We start from the raw sequence: 22,189 nt of genomic DNA, 5'->3' as shown, positions 1-22,189 counted from the left end.
GATACAGGATCCCTGGAGTAACCGGATCACAAAATTCGAACAATGGAAATATTCGTGCTTTAGCAAGCTTTGACACGCTGTGGCATGTTTTACACCGTCGGACCGAAGCCAGCGTTGGGACCACTTTGGGACCACACGCTACGCACGCAGGCGAACAACCCTAGCTCAGCCAAACGGCAGACTGTGTTCCGCAAGGCACCTGACCTGCGGAAACGCCTACCGCGATGATCTGGGGGTCAAGGGGTCGTGGGTTCAAATCCCGCCGTCCCGACACGGTGAAGCAGCGGGTCTGCCGGATACGGCAGGCCCGCTGCTTCACGTTCGGGTGGTGATGCCACCGGCCAGGTCAACCGGGCACTCGTCACCGCCCGGCGCCGCACACGGCCCATACCGCTCCGGTCGGCCCGTGGTCGCGGCCGGCGCGCTCCAAGTGCCCGGTCCGGGGCCGGACCGGCGGACGACGCCTCGCACAGTGCCGCGGACGGTGTCTCCGCAGGCCGGCGCCTGCCCGAGCAGCGGGACGCCCGGCATGCCGTCCTCGCCGACGTCCTCGTCGGGCTCGTGCCCCGGCGGGAACGTCCCACGCCGGCTTCCCGGCACGTCGCCTTCCCGCGCGGTGGACCCCTTCACTGCGCGTGAAGGGCCCACCTGCTGCCGTCGACGGACGCCGTTCCGGGCAGCGCGATGAGTTCGGGCTTGAACAGCGGTGGCGCGTCCATCGCAGGCTCCCAGGTCGCCATCCTCTCGTCCTGCGGGACCTCGATCCGCCTGCCCGCGGCGAGGTCGGCGACCACCTTCGACAGCAACCGCACGCCGAGCGGGGCCAGGTGCTCGCGCCACAGGCTCTGCGCGGTCGCGCCCGGGGGCACGAACAGGTGCTCCTGGGCGGCGAGCGGGCCGGCGTCGGTGCGCTCGGTGAGGTGGTAGACGCTCCCGCCCGTCACCTTGTCACCGTCGCGGATCGTCCATCGGATCGCGTCCCGGCCGCGGTGCAACGGCAGCAGGCTGGGGTGGTAGCCGATGGCGGCGACGGCGGCCCTGGCACGCGTCCGGCGGCCGAGGAAGGCGTGCGAGTGCGCGGCGACGATGATGTCCACCCCGTCCGGGACATGCATCGCGCGCAGTTCGGCCGAGTCCGTCCACGGGATGCTCCTGGGATACGCCCAGGAGCGCAAGCGGTCCCAGGACGACGCGTTGCTCTCGTCGGACTGCCCCTTGCGCAGCCGGGGAGCGGCCACGCCGGCGAGCTGGTGCCCTTCGTCCAGCAGGGCCTCCGCGACCTGCACCGCGAACGCCCCTCGTCCTGAAATGTAGATGTTCATCACTCGCGCTTCCTACGGTCGCTGGTCGGGGTGTCTGTTCAGTAGGGGTAGGAGTGCTCCGCCGAGGCACGGGGCCGGTCGGAAGCGGCTCCGGTGCCGAGCACCGGCGCGCGGTGGTCAGGTCGTCGGCGTTTCCGCCACCGCGGTGAAGTTCTGTTCGACATGGTCGAGGGCACCGTCACGGTCCGGGCAGGAGTGGACGACCCGCCAGCCCTTCGGCACGTCCAGGTACGGTCGCCACAGTGCGTACTGCCTGCTGGCGTTCGTCACGACCAGCCAGCCGGCCTCGCCGCCGGTGAAGGGGTTGCCGCTCATCAGTCGACCTCTTTCAGTCCGGAGTGATCAGGCCGGAACCGCACCGGCAGCGTGGAGAAGCCGGTCAGGAAGTTGGACCGGATGCGCGACGACTCGTCGGTCTGCTCGAATCCGGTGGTGAAGTCCCTTAGGGCGATCAGCAGTTCGGAGATCTCCACCTTGGCCAGGTACGAGCCGACGCAGAAGTGCGGGCCGTAGCCGAAGGCCATGTGTTTGTTGGGGGTGCGGCCGAGGTCGAACTCCCCTGGCCGCTCGAAGACCCGTTCGTCCCGGTTGCCGGAGGCGTGCCAGAGCGTGACGATCTCGCCCGGTCGCAGCCGTACGCCGTGCAGTTCGGTCTCGTGGACGACACTGCGCCCGAAGTGCATCGTGGGGGACGCCCAGCGCAGCACCTCGTCCACGGCGGTCTCGACGGCGACCTCGCCGTGTTTGAGCCGCCGCCACTGCTCGGGCTGGGCCGCGAGCGTGTGGACGCAGTCGATCATCGTGAGCCGGCTGGTCTCGTCGCCCCCGATGATCAGGCTGTAGCAGTTGAGCACGACGTCCTCGTCGGACAGCGGCACGCCGTCGATGGAGCTGCCGACCAGCATGCTGATCACGTCGTCGCCCGGGGACTCGCGCCGCTCCTCGACGAGGTCCATGAAGTACATCAGGATCTCGTTGCGGGCCATCTCGGAGGCGACCTCGTCGATGTCCTCGTCGTCGGTGGACAGTGCGGTCTTGGTCTGGGCGAGAAGGAAGTCCCGGTCCTGCTCGGGCACGCCGAGCAGGTTCGAGATCGTGGTCATCGGGATCCGGCTGGCGATCTGCTCGGCGAAGTCGCAGCCGCCGGACTCGACCGCCTCGCGGACCAACTGCCGGGTGTTGACCCGCACCGTCCGCGCGACCTCGTCGAGCACCCTCGGCGAGAGCACCCGCTGGAGGATCTTGCGCAACTCGTGGTGCCGGTGCCCGTCGGTGACGGCCAGCATCCGGCCGGCGCCGGCGTCACCGCCGCCCAGCAGCGTGACGAGCACGTTGCCGCGTTCGGACGTGAAGTTCACGTTGTCCCGGTAGGTGGCCATGATGTCGTCGTAGCGGGAGAGCACCCAGAACCCCCGGCGGCCGTCGGCCGGAGGGTTCCAGTGCACCGGGGCGGTGTCCCGCAGGGTGCGCCAGAACTCGTCGAGGTCGTGGTCCGCGAAGGTGTTCGGATCGCCCAGGTCCACGGTGTCCAGTGCCGGTGTGCCCACGGTCACCAGTCCGTACGCCAGAACCGGCGCGGCCGGAACGGGTAGGTGGGCAGCGGCACGCGGTGGCTGGCCTCCCCCACGTGCAGGGAGTCGAAGTCCACCTGCCGGCCGTTGACCCAGGCGGCGGCCAGCTCGAACAGCGCCTGCGCGTCCGTCCCGGACTGCACGATTCCGTTGTCGTTGTGGGGGAGGGAGTCGACGGCCACCCGCGGCGCGGCAGCGGTCTCGGTGGCCAGGCCGCCCGGGGAGTCGCCGGACAGCGCCGCGATCAGCTCCGCACGGCTGCGGACCACGGCCGCCCACCGGCGGGGCATCACCTTGCGGCCCAGGTTGAGGCTGAAGCAGATGTCGTCCAGGCGCAGGTCGGGGTTGGCCTCCAGCCAGTCCTTCAGCCTCGTGCGCTGGCGGGCCAGCGTTTCGTCGTCCAGAGCGGACAGCGTGGCCAGTCGCGGTCTGCCGCCGGTCTCGGGGGCGCGTTCGGCGGCCTCCGGCGGCTCTTCCAGCACCAGGTGCGCGTTGTAGCCGCCACCGCCGAGCGAGGTGATGCCCGCCCGGCGGATCCCGGACTCCGGTTCCCAGTCCGCCGTCTCCAGTTGCGGCACGAACGGGGTGCTGGGGAAGTCGAGGTCCTGGTTGACCTCCGTCAGGTTGATCGTCGCTGCCAGCTTCTTGTGGTACAGGGCCATCACGGCCTTCATCGCGCCGAAGCCGCCTGACACCACACCGCCGTGGCCCACGTTGCCCTTGACCCCGCCGATCGAGGTGGTGCCGGTCTGCTTGCCGAACGCCATGCTCGCCGCGTGCACCTCGAGCTCGTCGGTCATCGGCATGCCGAGACCGTTGGCCTCGTACATGGACACGGTGTCCGGGGTGACGCCCCCGACCTCCATGGCGCTGGCGATGCACGCGCTCAGCCGCTCCGGCTGTGCCAGGCCGTAGGCCATCGCGCTGACACCGTTGTTGTTGACGGCCGAACCCTTGACCACGGCGTAGATGTGGTCGCGGTCGGCGACGGCCTGTGCCAGCGGCTTGAGCAGCACCGTGACGACCCCGCTGGACAGCGCGGTGCCGGTGCCGTTGGCGTCGAACGGGCGGCAGTGGCCGTCCTTCGACAGGATGCGGTTCTCCTCCCACAGGTGACCGCGGGGGTGCGGCAGACGGACCATCGCACCGCCGGCGATCGCCATGTCGGTCTGGCCGAGCAGCAGCGACTGGCAGGCCAGGTGCACCGCGTAGTGGAAGCCGGCGCAGACGGCGGCGACGGTGACGGCCTCGCCGGTCAGCCCCATGTAGTACAGGGCGTTGGAGGTCATGGTGTCCGGTGACCACGCCAGGCTGGCCTCGATCGCCTCGGGGCCGACCGACACCCGGTCCGGCGGGGAACTGTAGAGCGCGGCGGTCTGCGGGTTGTTGGCGCCGTAGACGCCCACCTCGCACGTGATCCGGTCCGGGTCGTAGCCGCCGTCCTCGAGCGTCTCCCACGCGCTCTCCAGGAACAACCGGTTCTCCGGGGTCATCGCGGCCGCCATCCGGTCGCTGATGCCGAACACCGACGGATCGAACTTGTCGTAGGTGTCGAGCACGCCGCAGGCCCGCACGTAGAACGGGCTGTGGATCAGGGTTTCGTCGACGTGGATGTCGTCCTTGGCCAGGAACGACACGGACTCCCTGCCGTGCACGAGGTTGTCCCAGAACTGCTCCTTGGTGCGGGCTCCGGGCGACCGGAGGGACATGCCGATGACGGCCACATCACCCGGGTCGTAGTCCTGCTCGGGGTTGTCGGTCACGGGAAGGCTCCTGCCTCGAATCGAGTGGGGGTGGCTCAACTGCCGACGGAGGTGCCGCGGCCGCGCAGTGCGGCGCGGCGGGTGTTGGCACGGCGGCGGGCCGACTGGACCACCTCGGGGGTGGCGCCGCTCTCCTCGTCGAGCCAGCGGCCGAGGGAGGAGATGTCACGGAAGCTGAAGAGGTCGGGCACGCGGATGCGGCGGTCGAACCGCCGGGTCATCAGCCTGGCCAGCCGGACGAGCAGCAGCGAGTCGCCGCCGAGGTCGTAGAAGGCGGCCCGGACGTCGATGCTCGCCGGTTCGAGGTCGAGCAACTGGCCCCAGATCTCCGACAGCGCCACCTCGGTCGGTGTGCCGGCGGCCGTCAGGGGCCCCGCGGTGGCGGTGTCGGCGGCCGGCGGCTCGGGAAGCGCAGCGCGGTCGAGCTTTCCGCCCGGCCCCAGCGGAAGTGCGGCCAGGAACACGATCGTCGCCGGCACCATGTAGTCGGGCAGCTCGGCGGCGAGCTTGCCGGTGATGGCGCTCTGGAGGCCGGCGTCCAGCCGGGCGCCGTCCTGCGGGTGGCCGTCGCCCTCGGGCACGACGTAGCCGACGAGCCTGTTGCCCTGTACGGCGGCGGCGGCCTCCCTGACCTCGGGGCAGCCGGTCAGCCGGGCCTCGACCTCCTCCAGCTCGATGCGGTAGCCGCGCAGCTTGACCTGGTGGTCGGTGCGGCCGACGAACTGGAGCTCGCCGTCGGCGGTGAACCTGACGATGTCACCGGTGCGGTACATGCGCTCGCCGTCCAGGAACGGGTCGGGCACGAACCGTTCGGCCGTGGTGCGCGGCCGGTTGACGTAGCCGTGGGCGAGGCCGACGCCGCCGAGGTAGAGCTCACCGGACTCGCCGGGCGGCAGGTGCTTCAGGTTCTCGTCGAGCACGTAGACACGGGCGCCGGCCGACGGCGTGCCGATCGTCGGTTCGCCGGTGTCGTCCCGCGGCACCAGCCCGAACGAGCAGAAGACGGTCCCTTCGGTGGGGCCGTAGGCGTTGAAGACCCGGTCGGCGTTGGTCTCCCGGTACGCCCGGTCCACCAGCTTGCGCCGCAGTGCCTCGCCGCCGAACACGATCGTGCGCACGTTCGGGGGGAGCACACCGGCGTCGAGCAGGCCGTTCATCACCGACGGGACGACGTTGAGGTGGGTGATCCTGTCGGCGTACCGGCTCTCCGGCAGGTGGACGGCGCTCTCCACCAGCACGACGGCACCGCCGCGGCACAGCGCGGTGAAGATCTCCATCACCGACATGTCGAAGCAGACCGAGCTCGCCGCCGATACGCCGCTCAGGTCGCAGTCCTCGAAGATCCGGTCCATTTCGGCCAGCATGGCGACGCAGCCGCTGTGCCGGATGGCCACGCCCTTCGGCGTGCCGGTGGATCCCGACGTGTAGATGATGTACGCGGTGTCGCCGGGCACGACCGGAACGGGCTTCGCGCCGGGCTCGGTCGTCACGGTCTCCCCCAGCACGACCACGGTCGGACCGGCCGGGCAGTGGGCGCGGGACGCGGGCGTGGTCAGCAGCAGGTGGGTCCCGCTGTCGCGGACCATGAAGTCCACCCGGTCGGCCGGGTACCTCGGGTCCAGCGGTACGTAGCAGGACCCTGCGCGCAGGGCGGCCAGGATGCCGACGAGCAGGTCGGGAGTGCGCTCGACGCAGATGCCGACCGGGACACCGGGGCCGGCGCCGTCGGCGACGAGCTGTTCGGCCAGCACGCGGGACCGCTCGTTCAGCTCGCCGTAGGTCAGGACGCCGGTGTCGGAGTAGACCGCGGGTGCGCCGGGGTTCTTGACCGCTTGCTCGACGAACTCGGAGTGCAGGGTTTCGGTCACTGGTCCGTCACCTCGGGGAGGCCGCTCGGCGCGATGCCTTCGAGCGCCAGGTCGGGTTGGGCGATCGAGTCGAAGAGCACGGTGCGGTAGAGCGCAAGCAGTGCCGTCACGGTCTGCCTTTCCAGGTAGCTCGGTTTGTACTGGACGTGGCCGACGACCTCGCCGTCGATGTCGGCCATCGATATCTCCAGGTCGAACTTGGCCAGGTGCCTGCGCACCTGAAGCGGTTCGAGCGGCAGGGCGCCGTCGGGCGCGATGGTGCCGCCGATGCCGTGGAAGAGCTTGACGGACCGGGGGAACGCGTCCGAGGACAGCCAGTTCACCACCACGTCGAACCACGGTGGGCGGCCCTCGGCCCTGGGCGGCTTCAGGGCGGACGCCAGCAGGTCGAGGGGGTAGTTCATGTGCTCGAGCAGGCCGAGCGAGAAGGCGTGGACCTCGCCCAGCAGGTCTCGGAAGCTGCGTTCACCGGCCGGTTTCGCCCGCACCAGCACCGTGTTCAGGTAGTAGCCGATGGCGGATTCCCAGCCAGGTTCGGAGCGTTGGGCGATGGCGGTGGCCAGTACGGAGTCCTCGGCTCCGGCCGCGCGGTTGAGCGTGGCGAAGAAACCGGCCAGTACGACGGTGCTGATCGACACGCCTTCGCGTACCGCGAACTCCCTGAGCAGGCGGGTCTCCTCGGCGCTCCAGCGGAACGCGAGGTCGCGGCCCTCGTAGGTGACGCCGGGAGGTCGCACCTTGGTGGACAGGTCGAGGTGAGCGGGCGGGTCGGCCAGTTTCTCGGACCACCAGGCCAGCGCCGTGTCGGCCGCCGGACCGGCCAGCCACTGCCGCTCCCACTCGACGAACTCCGTGTAGGGGGCGACCGGCGCGCTGCCGGCGGGGTCCGCGCCCTCGTAGTACTCCTGGAGTTCGCGGATCATCACGTCGGCCGACGCCGCGTCCGACGCGATGTGGTGCACGAGCACCAGCAGGTAGTGGTCCGCCGGTCCGCGCGACATCAGCACCACGCGGACGAGCGGCCCGTTGTCCATGTCGAGCGGCAGGTGCCCGTACTCGGCCAGGTCCTCGCGGGCTTGTTCGTCGTCGCGGTCCGTGCTGTCCACCACGACGAACTCGTACACCGGTTCGTCCAGGATGACCTGGTACGGGCGGCCGCCGGCCTCGACGAAGATCGTGCGCAGCGCGGGATGCCGCTCCATCACGGCCCGTACGGCGCGGTCGAGGGCCTTCTCGTCGACCTCGGTCCGGATCCGGGCGGCCACCATGAAGTTGTAGGGCACGGCGTCCGGCGCGACCATCTGCATGAACCACAGGGAGGCCTGGCCGTGCGAGGCCGGTGCCAGTTCGAGACCCAGACCGTCGGCGCGCAACTGGTCGAGCGCCGGTGCGTCGGTGGGGTCCAGCAGGCCGCGCTCGGCCAGTTCGTCCACCAGCTCCTCGGCGTCCAGCTCGGACAGGTCGTCGAGGAACGTCGGGGCCGGCCCGGCCTCGGGCGCCGGTGCCGCCGCCTCCGACGGCGGCTGCGGCGTCCGGCCCGGCTTCGCCTCCGCGGCGGCGGCCGGCCCGCCGATGACCTCGACGACGTGGCCGACGACCTCGGATATGGTCCGGTCGTCCAGGAACACCACCGGCGACACCCGCTGCCCGAACAGCGACTGCAGCCGGTTGACGAGGCGGATCGCCAGCATCGAGTCGAGGCCGAAGCCGCGCAGGCCGGCGCCTCCGTCGAGGGTGCCCGCCGGCACGCCCAGCGCGTCGGCGATCTCGTCGAGGACGACCTCCTCCAGCGGCCTGCTCCCCGGGGTCCCGGCAACGGGTTCGGCAACGGGCCCGGCCACGGTCGCGACCACGGACTCGGCCGCGGACTCGGCCGCGGTTTCGGGGACCGGTGCCGACGCGCTGCGGGGGCGAGGCGTGGTGTCCAGCCAGTAGCGGTCCTTCTGCCACTGCACGAGCGGGGTCTCCACGACCTCGACGTCGTCGGCGAACAACGAGTCGAAGGCCAGCGGGAGGCCCCTGACGTACAACGACGCGGCGGCCCCCAGCAGGCAGCGGACGTCGCTTTCGTTGCGCCGCAGGGAGTTGATCGCGTGCACCTGGGCACCGCGGGTCAGCGCGATCTCCTCGACCGCACCGCGCAGCGTCTCGTGCGGGCCGATCTCGATGAAGGTGCCGACGCCCTCGTCGACCAGCGCACCGATCGTCTCGGCGAACCGGACCTGGTTGCGCAGGTTGTGCACCCAGTAGTCGACGTCGGTGACCGGGTTCACCGTGTCGGCCAGTGCCGTGGAGCGGAATTCGATGGTGTTCGTCAGCGGGACGATGCCGTCGATGCGTTCGCGCAGCGGCTGGATCAGCGGATCCATGCCGGGTCCGTGCACCGGCCGTTCGACCCGGATCCTCCGGGTGGGGACCCCGGCCCGCCGGAGGTCGGCCTCCAGGGCGCTGATGGCGTCGGGCGAGCCGGACACCGCCGCGCTGGTGGGACTGTTCACCACGGCGACGGCCACGTGCTCGGCGTACGGGGCGATCTTCGGCAGCAGCTCCTGCTCCGGCAGGTCGACCGAGATCATGGCGCCGGGGGCCGCTTTCCGTTCGAGCAGGTGCGACCGGGCGACCACGACGCGGGCGGCGTCGTCCAGCGACAGCGCGCCGGCGACACAGGCGGCCGCGACCTCGCCCAGGCTGTGCCCGACGACGGCGGTCGGTCGAATGCCGAGTTCGAGCCAGACCTTCGCCAGCGAGACCTGCAGGGCGAACAGGACGGGCTGCTGGAAGTCCATCTCCTCGAACCTGGCCCGGTCGGCCGGGGCGGCGAGCTCGTCGAGCACCGAGCAGCCGCCGGCCGTGCGCACGGCGGCGTCGCAGGCGTTCATCCACGTACGGAAGCCGGTGTGCGAGCGCATGAGCTCCCGGCCCATGCCGACCCACTGCGTTCCGCCGCCGGAGAACACCAGCGCCACCCGCCGGTCGCTGTTGCCCGCGACCGTGCCCGTGACGACATCGGGGTGCGGCTGACCGGCGGCGACCCGGGCGAGTCCGTCCAGGACTTCCTGGCGGTTGCGGGCGAACAGCGCTATCCGCCGGCTGTGGTGGGTACGCCTGGTCGCGAGCGTGTAGGCGAGGTCGGAGACCCGCAGGCCCGTGTCGCGTTCGACGTGGTTGGAGAGCGCACGGCAGGTGTCGGCCAGCGCACCCGCCGTGTGCGCCGTGACGGGTACGAGGTGCACCTGTTCGTCGGCCGCGACGTCGCCCCGGCTCGGCGTGACGTGTCGTCCCCGGTCACCCGCGGTGAACGGTCCGGGGACGACGGAGAGACCGGCGGTGTACAGCGCGCCGAGCGAGCCGAGCAGGGTCGAGGCTTCGTCGGCGCCACGACGGAGCGAGGGCAGGGTGGTCGCCGTCAGGATCTCCGACACGGACTTGAGCAGCACGGGATGCGGACTGAGTTCGATCACCGCGTCGATGTCGTGGTCGCGCAGGTTCGTCAGGGCGTCGACCACCCGGATCTCCTGGCGCAGGTTGTCCGCCCAGTAGTCCGGCCCGAGCTCCGCGCCGTCGACGAGTTCGCCGGTGACCGTCGAGATCATCGGGATGCGCGTGGTCCGGGGCTCGATGTCGGCGAGTTCGGCCCGCAGCGGGGCGAGGACGTGGTCGACCAGCGGCGAGTGCGGTGCGTGGCCCATCCGCACCCGGTGGTTCGTGATGCCCTCGTCGGTGAGCCGCTGGACCAGTTCGTCGATCTCCTGCGGTGTGCCGGTGACCAGGGTGGAGTTCAGGCCGTTGTAGCCGGAGACGGTGAGCTGGCCGGTCAGGTACTGCTTGACGACGTCCGCACCGGTCATGGCCACGATGCCGTCGCCGCGTCCGACGGCCAGTTGCTGGAGGAGCCGGCCGTGGTGGGCGGCCAGGCGGGAGGCGTCCTCGAAGTCGAGTGCGCCGGCGATGTGTGAGGCGGCGAACTCCCCGACACTCTGTCCCACGACGACGTCCGGTTCCACTCCCAGCGAGCGCCACGCGTCGGCCAGGGCGACCTGTAGGGAGAACAGCAGCGGCTGGAAGACGTCCATGTCGTCGATACGGCCGTCGGGTGCCAGCAGGTGGTCGACGAGCGAGAAGCCCAGCAGGTCCCGCATCCGCCTGTCGGACTTCATCATGGACCGGCGGAACACGGGCATGCCGGCGAGCAGTTGCCTGCCCATGCCCAGCCACTGCGAGCCGTTGCCCGAGAACAGGAACGCCACCCGCGGCCTGCGTCCGGCGATCTCCCCGGTGCTCAGCCCGGCGGCCGTCGCTCCGGCGCCGAAGGCTTCCAGCTGCGCCCTGAGTTCGGTCATGTCGTGGGCGGTGGCCGCGAGCCGGAACCTGCCGTCGCCGGGTGTCCGGCTGCATATCGCCCGCAGGTCGTTCTCCTCGCGCAGCGCCAGGGCCCGCTCGGCCAGCGCCTCCCGGGAGTCCGCGGCCAGCAGGAGGAGTGAGCTCTCGGGACGCGGCAGCTCCTCGACGGCCACGTGACAGATCGCGCCGCCGAATCCGAACGAGCTGACGCCACCGCGGCGCGCGTCGGACCGGCGTGGCCACGCCGTCAGCCGGTCCTGGACGGTGAGGTTGTACTCGTCGAACATGATCTGCGGATTCGGGGCGGTGTAGTGCAGGCTCGGCGGAAGCACGCCGTTGCGCACCGACAGCGCGAGTTTGACCAGGCCGACGATGCCGGCTGCCGCCTCCAGGTGCCCGATGTTGGACTTGACGGAGCCGAGCCGCAGCGGCTCCGCGCGGTCACCTCCCAGGACCGCGCCGATGGCATTGGCCTCGATCGGGTCGCCGAGGGGCGTCGCGGAGCCGTGGCACTCGATGTAGTCGACCAGGGCCGGTTCGATGCCGGCCCGCTGGTACGCGGTGCGGAGCATCTTCTCCTGCGCCTGGGGGTTCGGCGCGGTCATGCCGTTGCTCGGGCCGTCGTTGTTGGACGAGCTGCCCTTGATCAGGCAGTACACCGGAAGATCGCGTTCGAGTGCCACGCTCAGCGGGGCGAGCACGACGACCCCGGCGCCCTCACCGCGGACGTAGCCGTTGGCGCGGGCGTCGAACGACTTGCAGCGGCCGTCCGGGGCGAGCGCACCCATCGCGTCCATGGCGGTGTAGTAGTCGGAGACGAAGCTCAGGTTCACGCCACCGGCCAGCACCAGCTCGCTCTCGCCCATCCAGATCGACTGGCATCCGACGTGCACCGAGACCAGCGATCCGGCGCAGGCGGCGTCGATGGCCATGCTCGGGCCCTGCAGGCCGAGGATGTAGGAGACGCGGTTGGCGATGATGCCGTCGTGCATGCCGGTCGCGGTGTGCGGGGTGATCTGGCTGTCGGGACCGCGGTAGTGCGCCAGAGCGGCGTAGTCGCCCCAGCAGGAGGCCATGAACACGCCGGTGTCGCTGCCGACGAGGCTGTGGGGCGCGACGCCCGCGTCCTCCAGGGCCTCCCAGGCCAGTTCCAGAATCAGTCGCTGCTGCGGGTCCATCTGGACGGCTTCGCGGGGCGAGATGCCGAAGAACAGCGGATCGAACTGGTCGATGCCGTCGATGAATCCGCCCCACCGCACCTTGTCGTTCAGGAGGTCGCGTCGCCCGGCCGGCACCGGGCCGACGGCGTCGCGGCCCTCGGTCAGCAGTTGCCAGAACGAGGACGGGTCCGGCCCTCCGGGGAACCGGCAGCCGATGCCCACGATCGCGATGGGCTCGTGCGATGCCGTACGGCGAGCATTGCCCGGGGCAGCGGTCTCCGCGGCACGCGGACCGTCGACGAGCGCACGGGACAGCTCGTCGATGGTCGGGTACTGCCACATCCAGGTGACCGGAACCTTCCAGCCGAGGAATTCGGACAATGAGGCGGCAAGGGTCGACAACTTCAACGATTCCAGGCCGTACCGGTGCATCGGTGTCCAGCGGTCCACCGCGTCCTTGGACAGGTCCATCAGCTCGACAACGCGAGAAAGCAGAAACTCTGCTATGGCATGCGAATCTCGTGCTGCGCGCTCTTGGGGCATCTCGGCTCCTCAACAGGGCGGATGGAAGGGACTGACGGAGTTCGCGGCCGGCTGATTAAGGGCGGGAAGCTCCGTCAGCCGTGTAATGGCAGCGGGATTGAGGGGATTGCGGCGCGCATGCGGCCGATCCGGTGAACACGACCAGGGCCGACGGCTCTCAAAAAGGTGAGTCAGCGCTCAGGTGTCCGGCCAGGAGTGGCCTACGATACGGAAGCTTCGCTTCGCCGTGTCAAGTGCTGGAGGGGAGCCAAATATGAGGAAGCCCTGTCGGCGCAGGGGAATTCGCGTCCTGCCGGGCAGGCCGTCCCGCCCCGGACAGGAAGACATGACTGTGGAGAAGCTAGTACCCGCACCGCGACCCGACCCCCGGTTAAGTCGTCTTGGCTGAATCAGTTTTCGATCTGATCCAGGATCACTGCCCGGCAGTCCAGCCGCCGGCGTACATCGTCCGTCTCCTGGGCACACTGGTCTGCGACTGCGTTGCCTTAGGGGACGTGCACGCGGAACTCTTCATCTGCGCAGCCACTGCCGACGAGCGTCACGATCCACTCGGTCAGGTCAAGGAATACGTGGACTGACGTGGCCGCATTATGAGGCACTCACCCGACCGGCTTCAGACTGCCATCCTGCGAATGATGAGACAAGTGTGGCGCGTGGGTTGGAAGGGGCGCTGGCGCGTTTTGGCCCCCGGAGTGACCGGTTCACTTCCCTCTCATGCAATGGCCGGGAGGCGATTCGGACGTCATGGGCAACAGGGGCGCCCGTGTTCAACACGGGTCAGCTCCGACGCGCCACCGGCCTGTATCGGCAACTCATTGCAATCGCCAGCAGCGTAGGTCTGCGGTGATCCTTCTCCACGGAGAGATTTCTTGATCGCAGGGGAAGTGGGGATCCGTGGGACCTCGTCAACGGTCAGACCGGATGTGAGGGATCCGCTCCGGCGGCATACGAGTAGGGTCGGGCTGGACAACAGGCGAGCGGCACTGCAAGGCTGCTCGGCATGAGAATCATGGACCACGAGCTGACACCGGCTGACGCCCGTGTCCTGGTGGTGGGCACCGGACGGATGGAATTAGCCTCAACACGGCAACAGCCCGCGGCCGGTGCCGACGACGCCTTATCCAGACATTTCCCGCACCGTCTCGTGGTCGCACCGCCCGGCACGCCTGTAGCGGTTGCGGGCGACGTGTTCGCCCGATTACGGCTCGGCCACCACCTCCCTCGAGCAGCCGCCGTCGGCCCGGTACGTGACGGCGGGCCGGCCGCCCCGCCGTCCGGCTCCGGCAGCGGCATCCGGATACGCCCCGGCAACCGTCAGCCGGTCGGCGGCAAGTCCCTCGGGGGGCCCACATGACCAGTACCGAGGTGATGCCACGGCACAAGCCGGGACTGGCACTCGGGGTGCTGGCCGGGGCGCTCGCACTGGATGTGAGTGGTCTCGGGGTGCTCAATGCCGCCCTGCCGTCCATCGGAGAACGCTTCGACCTGGACGACACCACGCTCCAGTGGGTCATGATCGCTTACGCCGTGACGTTCGCCGGCTTCCTGCTGGTGGGCGGCCGTCTGGCCGATGTGTTCGGCCGTCGGCGGGTGTTCGAATTCGGTGTCGCCCTGTTCACGGTGGCCGCGCTGGTCGGGGCCGTGGCGCCGGACACCTGGGTGCTGCTCGGTGCGCGGGCGGTCCAGGGCATCGGCGCGGCCCTGTCGGGTCCGGCCGCACTGGCCCTGCTGACCGAGGTGTTTCCGGCCGGCCCGGCCCGCAACCGGGCCCTCAGTGTGTACGCGGCGGTCGGCGCGGCGAGCTTCAGCGGCGGAGTGCTGCTGGGCGGTGTACTGACCCAGTTCCTCGGCTGGCGGTCGGTGCTGTGGTTCTCGGTGGTGGTGGGGATGGCCGTGCTGGCCACGACACGCGCCGGGCTGCCCGGTGGTGCCGGGCGCGGCGGCCGGCTGGACCTGCCCGGCGCGATCTCGGGCACGATCGGCCTCACCCTGCTGGTCGTCGGCGCGAGCACCAGCGGCGCGTTGGCATGGGGTTCGTTCTGCGTCGCGGTGGTGTTCCTGCTGCTCTTCGTCGTGCGCGAGCACCGCACCGCCGACCCGGTGCTTCCCCTCGGCCTCTTCCGGGTCACCTCGGTACGGGCAGCGAGCCTGGCGGCGTTCCTCCAGTACATGGGCTCGGTCGGGATGCTGTTCTTCGCGCCGCTGTATCTGCAGGGGATGCTGGAGTACTCCCCGCTCGAGTCCGGTCTCGCGCTGGTGCCGATGTCGGCGGGCGTGTTCCTCACCGCCAACTTCGTCACCGGACGCCTGCTCGCCAAGTACACGCCGCGCACGCTGATGGCCGTCGGGCTCGTCCTGATCGGCGGAGGGACAGCGCTGTGGATGAGCACACCGCACCAGGGCAGCTATCTGCTGCACGTGCTGCCCGGCCTGGTGATCAGCGGCATCGGTCAAGGCCTGAACTTCCCCTCGATGACATCCGCCGCGCTCACCGGCGTCGAGCCGGAACGGCACGCGGTCGCCGGGGCGGTGAATGTCGTGGCACAGCAGATCGGCGCCAGCGTCGGAGTGGCGATCATGGTCCTGGTCGCAGCGACCAGCAGTGACCAGCTCACCGGCTACCACCTCGCCTACCTCACAGCCGGCATCGGCTGTGTGCTCGGAGCGGTGACCATCGCCATGGCAGGCCGTCGGAGGAGCACGGCCTGAGGATCCCCCGTGCGGCACAGTCCCGCGGGACGACAAGCCCCCCGGCGTGGCCGGCCCGCGAGCTGCCGCTCGTCGCGCAGGCCGCCGGGAGGCCATGGGGGTATCGGTTTCGGCCGCACGCGACCGGCAGTACCCGCCTGGGGCGGCCAAGGCTCGGACCCGTTCCCGGGCCAGCGGCCTCCCACGTGCGCCCAGGAGGGCTGTTTCCGCCGGACAGCGGCGTACAGGGCCTGTACCACCCGCAGACGGGGAATCCGTCGGCAGGCTTCTGCCGTGCCCGCAGTCGCTCGGCGTGCCTGCGTCGGCTCCTCGGACGGACCGGCCCGCCGCCGTCGCCGCCACCCGCGGCACGGGCCGCGTCCCCGGGGAGGATCCGGGGAGCGTGGACCGTGCCGGGGAGCGGTGGGGGAAGTCGACCACCGGGCTCGAACCCGTGATGGCGAGGTAGACGCCGCCGACGCCCGGGCAACCTGATCACGGGCATCGCCGCCCCGGCCCCGTCGGGGAGACCCGGGCCCTGCCCGGCATCCACGCCCGGCTCCGTGACCGCCGACTGCTGCCCGCGCAGCACCCGGTCGGCGGCGGCTGCCTCTCCACCGTCCTGCTGGACGGCTCCGCACTCGATCACCGGGTCCAGTTCGTCGGACCGGTCGCAGCAAGCGGGGCGTGGCGGAAGCAGGAGCGGACCGGCTCCACCGTCCAGCAGGTCCTCCACCGGGGGCGGCTCTGCGCCGCCAGGCCCGGTGTCGACGGCACCATCTGCGAGGTCTACCGGCGCCGCAACGTGGTCGGGCGGTGCTTCGACCGGCTCGGGCGATGCGCGGGATCGCCACCCGGTACGACTGTGAGGACGGCGGAGCCGTCCCGGTGGTGGTCCGGCCCGCGGTACGGCCGACCGTCACGTCCTGCGTCCTGATCCGTCGACCACCGTCCGGGGCGGCACTCGCTGCCGCCAGGCCGGCGGGTGCGTCCCGACAGGGGCCTTCGCGGCAGGCGCCGTCACCGTCGCCGCGGCCCGGCTCCTGCCTCGTCCACGATCCGCCGGACGGGACCTGGCGGTGAGGCGCTCGAAAACCGGTGGAACAGCGCCGCTGTGCGCCGTTACCGTGCTGCCGAACCAAGTCGTCTGGCCGAGGACGTGCCGTTGTACACCCTGTGAGACCTCCCGAGCGCTGAATCGTCGCGCGTCGCGCATGTGCGCCGCGCTCCTTTTTGCTGCGGATTTCTCACTGAAACCGGTGTACTTCTGTGCTCAGAAACTGGGTGGTCGTGCCCACCTGTCTGCCGATCGTTCTCCGCCGTTGCCACGCGTGCGCATCCGAGCGCTTCCGGGCGAGCGGCAAATTCCGCGTCAACGCACACCACAAGCTCATCGACGCCTGGCTCCTCGCGCTCTGCACCGCTTGCGGGGAGACCGCGAAGCTCACGGTCCTGGAGCGGATGAACGTGCGCTCCGTACGACCCGAGCTGCTGGACCGGCTGCACGGCAACGATCCCGGCCTGGCGGCTGAGCTGCTCCGGGATCCGGTCGTGCGACGCCGCAACCGCATCGCCCTCGACTGGGACGACGCCTGGCGCCTCGACACCGGCGGATCGGATCACCCGGACGGCGAGGTGATCGACGTCTCGGTCCGCTTTGCGGCGCGGATCCCTGTCCGGCCGGTGCGACTGGTCGCCGAAGGCTGCGGTCTTTCGCGGGCCGAGGTGGAGAGACTGGTCACGGAAGGGAAGCTCGTCTCGGCAGTCCGGCTGAGCGGCAGGCTCTCCGGCGACTTCACCTTCACGCTCAAGCGCTGAGCCCTCCTCGGCACCAGGGCCTGTCCGGCAGGATCCGCCGGACAGGCCCTGGGAGGCTCACGGCATGAGTGTGCTCCCCGACCTGCGCGGCATGCCGGACCGGCGTTCCCCGACCTGGCCGGCACCCTCGTGCGCGGAGAGGACCGGTCCCTCCGACGGGAAACAGGGGAACTGCGGTGACGACTTCCGAGAGCCGCAGTCACCCGCCGAGCCGTCCGCCTCGGTCAACCCCTCCGGGGTCGGTCCGTCCGCGCGCGTCCCGCCCGTCCAGGAAACGGTTGGGGCGAATCCTCTCCCGTCGCATGACCGATGAGCGCGTGCACGGCAGGCGGTGAGGCGTCGAGTTCCTGATCGCCGGCCACGGTCGCGTGGGGGAACGCGTCTCGCGCAGCGATCGTCAGTCACCAAGGACCACGGGCCCGTCGGCCGATGTGATCACCGAACTCGTCACCCGGGCAGGTCCTCCGTGGCGTGGACGGCATCAGGTCGGGCTTGCGTCGCGGCCGTGGAAGCGGGCCGTGGGCGCCGGTGCCGGGCACCGGCCGGTCCTCGTCGACCGGCTCCTGGCCGCCCTTGCGCACCTCCGGCACGGGCAAGCGGAACGCCGTGGAGGCGATGGTGCTCACGGACGGGGACGGCCGGTGCCGTTCCGCAGCCCGGCCAGGCCCGGATACGGCGCGGACATCCCCTACGTCCGCCGGCTGGGGCCGGTCGGGCTCCTGACCGACGGTCCCGTGGTGGAGATCCTCGCCGAGGCCGGCCACCGGGGCCTGGGCGCGCGGACCGGCCGCCGCCGGGCCGGCGCGTCGGTCGCCGTCTCGGTGGTGACCGGCACGCCGTGGGGCAGTTCCTCCAGTACGCCACCGGTGCGGGGCCGTGCGGCTCCCCCGCGGTCGGCCGGCGCACCCTGCCCGACGGTGCTCCTCAGTCGTCCGCCTGCCGTCCAGGACAGGAGATGAGCACAGGGGGGATGGAAACGACCGGGTGCCGTTCCGCCCGGTAGGGAACCGGTCGGCCACGGTCCTGTCCTCCGCTCCGTGCGATCCCCGTGCGGCCGGGCAGGGGGCAGACCTGCGCGGCGACCGGGCACATGCCGCCGATCGCCACGTCCCGCATGACCGGAACGGGTGCGCGGGTGTGCTCGCCGTGCGCGAAGGCGAGGCGCAGCAGGGGCGAGACGCGCAGCACGTGGCTGCCGTTCCGCACCACGGGCTTGAGCAGGTGGAACGCCGCCAGCAGTTCCACCGAGCGTTCGACGGAGGGCACCGAGCGGCAGAGGGTACGGGCCAGGTGGGCGACGGTGACGTCGGTGCGCCCCGCCCTGCTGACCTCGGTCAGCACCTCCCGGGCGCCGGACGGCAGCCGGTCGGCGGATTCGACGAGATACCGGCGGACGTCCAGGTCCGGGCTGCTCAGCTCCTCCAGGCGGCGCCGTTCGTCCGCCAGCCGGGCCGCGAAGTCCGCGAGGCTGCGGCCGGGCCAGGCGGCGATCCGGCTGCCGATCGCCCGGATGGCGGTCGGCATGCCCTCGCACCTCGCCGCGATGGCCGCCGCCGCGTCGGGCTCCTGCGCCGTCCTCTCCTCACCGACCACCTGGGCCAGCAACCGGCTTCCCTCGTCCTCGGACATCGGCCCCACGTCCACGGAGGTCACCGCCCCGGGCAGCCCGGCCATCCGGCAGCGGGAGGTGACGATCACCGTGTTGTCCGCGCCCGCCGGAAGCAGCGGCAGGATCTGGTCCCGGCCGGCCGCGTCGTCCAGCAGCAGCAGGAAGCGCCGGTCGGCCGCCCAGCCCCGGAAGATGCGGGCGAGGTCGTCGGTCCGCTCCGGCAGGCAGCGCCGGTCGTAGCCGACGGCGACGAGCAGTCCCCTCAGGGCCTCGGCCGGGTGCTGTGCCGTGCCGTCCTCCAGGTGCATGTCGGCCTTGAGCTGCCCGTCGGGGAAGTGCTTGCGCAGCCGGTGCGCGACCTGGAGCGCGACCTGGGTCTTGCCGACGCCCGGTCCTCCGGTCACCGTCACGATCCGCACCTCCGGGGCGGGCCGGGCCTCCCGCACGGCGTACTCGATCCGGTCGAGTACGTCGCGGCGGCCGACGAAGTCGCCGATGGCCGGGGGCAGTTGGAAGAGGGCACCCGAGCCGTCGGCGCGCGACGGTGCGGGGAACCGCTCGTCCTGCCCGGCCAGGATCCTGTTCTGGAGTTCCTGCAGCCGCACCGACGGCTCGAGCCCCAGTTGCTCGGCCATGGCCCTGCGCAGCCGGGCGTACGCGGACAGGGCCTCGCCGCGCTGCCCGCAGCGTTTGGCCGCCATCATCAACTGGGCGCAGAACTCCTCGTGCAGGGGGTGTTGGTAGGTCAGGTCCCGGATCTCCTCCAGGAGCGACTGGTGCGCGCCGAGCGCGAGGTCGGCCGCGATGCGCTGTTCCAGTGCGTGGATCCTGAGGTCCTCCAGCCGGGCGGCCTGCGCGGCGAGGACGGGGCCGGTCTCCACGTCCTCCAACGGCGCGCCGCGCCACAGGTCCAGGGCCCGGCGCAATGCGACGGCGCCCTCGTTCGCCCGGCCGCGGGCCAGTGCCTCCCGGCCCTCTCGCACCAGGGCCTGGAAGTCCTTGACGTCCAGGTGGCAGTCCTGCAGCGGGAGGCGGTAGCCGTGGGGGTGGGTCTCGACGAGTTCCTGGCTCTGGCCGGCGTTCTCGTCGCCGCTCAGGGTCTTGCGCAGTTGGTAGATGTAGGTCTGGACGGTCTTGCGCGCCCTCCTGGGCGGCTGTTCGCTCCACAGCTCGTCGATCAGTAACTCCGTGGGGACGACGCGGTCCGCATGAGTCAGCAGCAGCGCGAGAACGCGGCGGGCCATGGGTGCGCTGGGCGTCCGCAGCTCACCGTTCACGCGTATCTCCATCGGTCCGAGAAGCGCACATTGCAGCATCGCGACGTCCTTACCTGTGGTTGGCTCCGGCTGTACGACGAGCAGTCCGCTGCGGACGCCAGTCCGCGTCGGCTCGGTCCGTCCCGGCGGCGGGTCTCGGTGCCGGCACGGGGCGGTCGGCGATCGGCTTCATCAGGCACCGCGAGGCGTTCCGGCGGATGTCGGTCCGTGCCGTGGATGCGACGAACCCGTTCGGTGCACCCCGCCCCGCCAGGCGTGCAGTGCGGTACCGCTCCCGCAGGCGCAGGTCACTCGTTCTCTCCCCCGGCCCCGTGGCGCTCTCCGCCGCCGAACCGACAGCATCTTCGCGCACCACGGTGTTCCGCGTGATCGTCAACGCCCGGAGGCGGCCGGAAAGCCACGTCCGGCGGTCCGGGGGTTCACCGTTCACCCGTGGTGTGCGGCCGTGCCGGGTGCCGCGCCGCCGACCGGTCATGACGGCGGCATCCGGCCGGATGCCGCCGGCCGCGGGCCTGCCCACTCCGTTGTGGGCAGGCCCGCGGCGTCCGCTTCCGGCGGGTCAGTCACCGCTGCGCAGGGACAGGGTGTGGCGGAAGACGTCGCGCGGATCCCAGGTGGCCTTGATCGCGCGCAGGCGTGCGGCGTTGTCCTTGTAGTACAGCTCCTGCCAGGACACGCCCGAGGTGTTCCACTCCGGGTCGGCCATGTCCACGTCGGGGAAGTTGATGTAGCAGCCGTCGTGCTCGTCGCCCGGCACCGGGACACCGCCGGTCTTGGCGTACAGGTCGCGGAACAGGCGGCGCATCCAGTCGACGTTGGTCTCGTCGAGTTCGGCGTTCTGCCAGGTGTTCATGAAGAACGCCTGGATGACGGAGCCGCGCTGCGCGGACGCCGTGGCGTCGGCGGCCACCGCGTTGATGCGGCCGCCGTAGGACTGCAGGGCCACCAGGCTGCTGTCGTTGCTGTGGTCGGCGCTGTCGAGGTAGTCGTACAGCGTGTCGATCTGGTAGTCGTCGTAGCCGCGGCGCAGGAACGCGGACTTGACCTTCTGCCGGCCGATCTCCGCGTCCTGGGCCTGGGCGAGGGCCTTCTTGGCCTCCAGCCAGGGCAGCACCTCGGTGGGCAGGACGACCGGGAAGTCGCCGAGACCGGCGGTGAGTTCGGCGACGTAGTCGCTCATCAGCCGCTCGGCGTCCGGGCGGGTGGCGTCCACGTGGGCGAAGGCGACGGCTCCCATGCCGGGGTCGCCCTCGCGCGGCCTGCCGAGCAGGACGAGGCCGGAGAAGAGGGAGGTGTACGGGGAGTCCGGGCCGCTGTTGTCCTCGTGCCAGCGGCCGAAGTTGCCGACCAGGGTGCGCATGGCCGCCCGGTCCAGGGACTCCCGGTTGAACAGGACGGTGCCGGTCAGCACGGACGCCGGGGGCCGCGGCAGGGCCTCGCCGGGCTCGTCGCCGGTGGCGTCCGGGGAGCGGAACCAGTAGCGGGTGACGATGCCGAAGTTGCCGCCGCCGCCACCGGTGTGGGCCCACCACAGGTCGTGGTGGGGGTCCTCGGGGTCGCGGGTGGCCACGACCGCGCGGACGTCGCCGGAGGCGTCGACCACGACGACCTCCACGGCCAGCAGGTGGTCGGCCGCGAGGCCCTCGCTGCGGCTCAGCGAGCCGAAGCCGCCGCCGACCACGTGACCGCCGAGTCCGACGGTCGCGCTGTCGCCCGCCGGGAGGGCGACCCCCCAGCCCTCGTACAGGGCGCGGTACAGGTCGGCCATCCGGACGCCGGGCTCGACGGCGAACGCCCCCCGCTCGGAGTCGAAGGACACCTCCCGCATCTCGCCCAGGTCGATGACCACCTGCACGTCCGGGTCACCGGCCACGTTCTCGTAGCCGTGGCCGCCGCTGCGCACGGCGATCCGCTTCCCGTCCCGGACCGCGTCGCGCACCGCGCCGACGACCTGCTCGGTGCTGGTGACGACGTGGAACGTCTCCGGCCGGGCGGTGAAGCGCTTGTTGAGGCCGCGTACGGACAGGTCCTGGTACGCGTCGTCGCCGGGGCGGACCACGCCCACGGAGGGAGTGGTGTTCTCGGTCATGCCGTTCCTTACCTCGTGGTTGGGAGGACGCCGGTGGGGGCGCGCAGGCGTCGGCGTCCGCGGGGTTCCTGCGGGGGGGGTCGGGGTGCGTGGGAGCAAGGGGGAGGCCCGCCCCCCGCCCGCGGGGGAATCGATGCGGG

10 protein-coding genes are annotated in these 22,189 nt (G+C 71.1%); 2 read left to right on the top strand and 8 right to left on the bottom strand.

Annotated elements, in window-relative coordinates; all coding sequences use genetic code 11:
• Positions 1-626: 626 nt before the first annotated feature.
• The 6 genes from VE546_RS21335 to VE546_RS21310 form a co-directional block, all read right to left on the bottom strand.
• Positions 627-1,322: a formyltransferase family protein gene (locus VE546_RS21335; RefSeq protein WP_324924781.1), complete on the bottom strand. Its 696-nt coding sequence runs from the start codon at positions 1,320-1,322 to the stop codon at positions 627-629.
• A 117-nt stretch (positions 1,323-1,439) separates the two neighbouring features.
• Complete coding sequence (locus tag VE546_RS21330) at positions 1,440-1,637, bottom strand: MbtH family NRPS accessory protein (protein ID WP_324924780.1); 198 nt, start codon at positions 1,635-1,637, stop codon at positions 1,440-1,442.
• On the bottom strand, positions 1,637-2,875 hold the full coding sequence (locus VE546_RS21325) for a cytochrome P450 (protein ID WP_324924779.1): 1,239 nt from the start codon (positions 2,873-2,875) through the stop codon (positions 1,637-1,639). Before VE546_RS21325 ends, VE546_RS21330 begins: the two co-directional genes overlap by 1 nt.
• Positions 2,872-4,656: a type I polyketide synthase gene (locus VE546_RS21320; RefSeq protein ID WP_324924777.1), complete on the bottom strand. Its 1,785-nt coding sequence runs from the start codon at positions 4,654-4,656 to the stop codon at positions 2,872-2,874. Before VE546_RS21320 ends, VE546_RS21325 begins: the two co-directional genes overlap by 4 nt.
• A 35-nt stretch (positions 4,657-4,691) precedes the next feature.
• The gene (locus tag VE546_RS21315) at positions 4,692-6,524 is read right to left on the bottom strand and encodes a non-ribosomal peptide synthetase (RefSeq protein WP_324924775.1); all 1,833 of its coding nucleotides are present in this window, start codon (positions 6,522-6,524) and stop codon (positions 4,692-4,694) included.
• Positions 6,521-12,568, bottom strand: coding sequence for a polyketide synthase (locus tag VE546_RS21310; RefSeq protein ID WP_324924773.1), 6,048 nt, complete (start codon positions 12,566-12,568; stop codon positions 6,521-6,523). Before VE546_RS21310 ends, VE546_RS21315 begins: the two co-directional genes overlap by 4 nt.
• Positions 12,569-13,918: 1,350 nt before the next feature.
• Between VE546_RS21310 and VE546_RS21305 the strand changes: the two genes are divergently transcribed.
• Together VE546_RS21305 and VE546_RS21300 are read left to right on the top strand one after the other, a co-directional pair.
• The gene (locus VE546_RS21305) at positions 13,919-15,277 is read left to right on the top strand and encodes an MFS transporter (protein ID WP_324924771.1); all 1,359 of its coding nucleotides are present in this window, start codon (positions 13,919-13,921) and stop codon (positions 15,275-15,277) included.
• Between the two features lie 1,248 nt (positions 15,278-16,525).
• Positions 16,526-17,074, top strand: coding sequence for a DUF1062 domain-containing protein (locus VE546_RS21300; protein ID WP_324924769.1), 549 nt, complete (start codon positions 16,526-16,528; stop codon positions 17,072-17,074).
• A 924-nt stretch (positions 17,075-17,998) separates the two neighbouring features.
• On the opposite strand, the gene VE546_RS21295 is transcribed toward VE546_RS21300, so the two are convergent.
• Both VE546_RS21295 and VE546_RS21290 read right to left on the bottom strand, forming a co-directional pair.
• The gene (locus tag VE546_RS21295; protein ID WP_324924767.1) at positions 17,999-19,960 is read right to left on the bottom strand and encodes an AfsR/SARP family transcriptional regulator; all 1,962 of its coding nucleotides are present in this window, start codon (positions 19,958-19,960) and stop codon (positions 17,999-18,001) included.
• A 559-nt stretch (positions 19,961-20,519) separates the two neighbouring features.
• On the bottom strand, positions 20,520-22,049 hold the full coding sequence (locus tag VE546_RS21290) for an FAD-binding oxidoreductase (protein WP_324924765.1): 1,530 nt from the start codon (positions 22,047-22,049) through the stop codon (positions 20,520-20,522).
• Positions 22,050-22,189: the final 140 nt, after the last annotated feature.

The organism is Streptomyces sp. (genome assembly GCF_035644915.1).
Lineage (GTDB): Bacteria > Actinomycetota > Actinomycetes > Streptomycetales > Streptomycetaceae > Streptomyces.
This window is presented reverse-complemented; position numbering and strand designations above follow the sequence as displayed.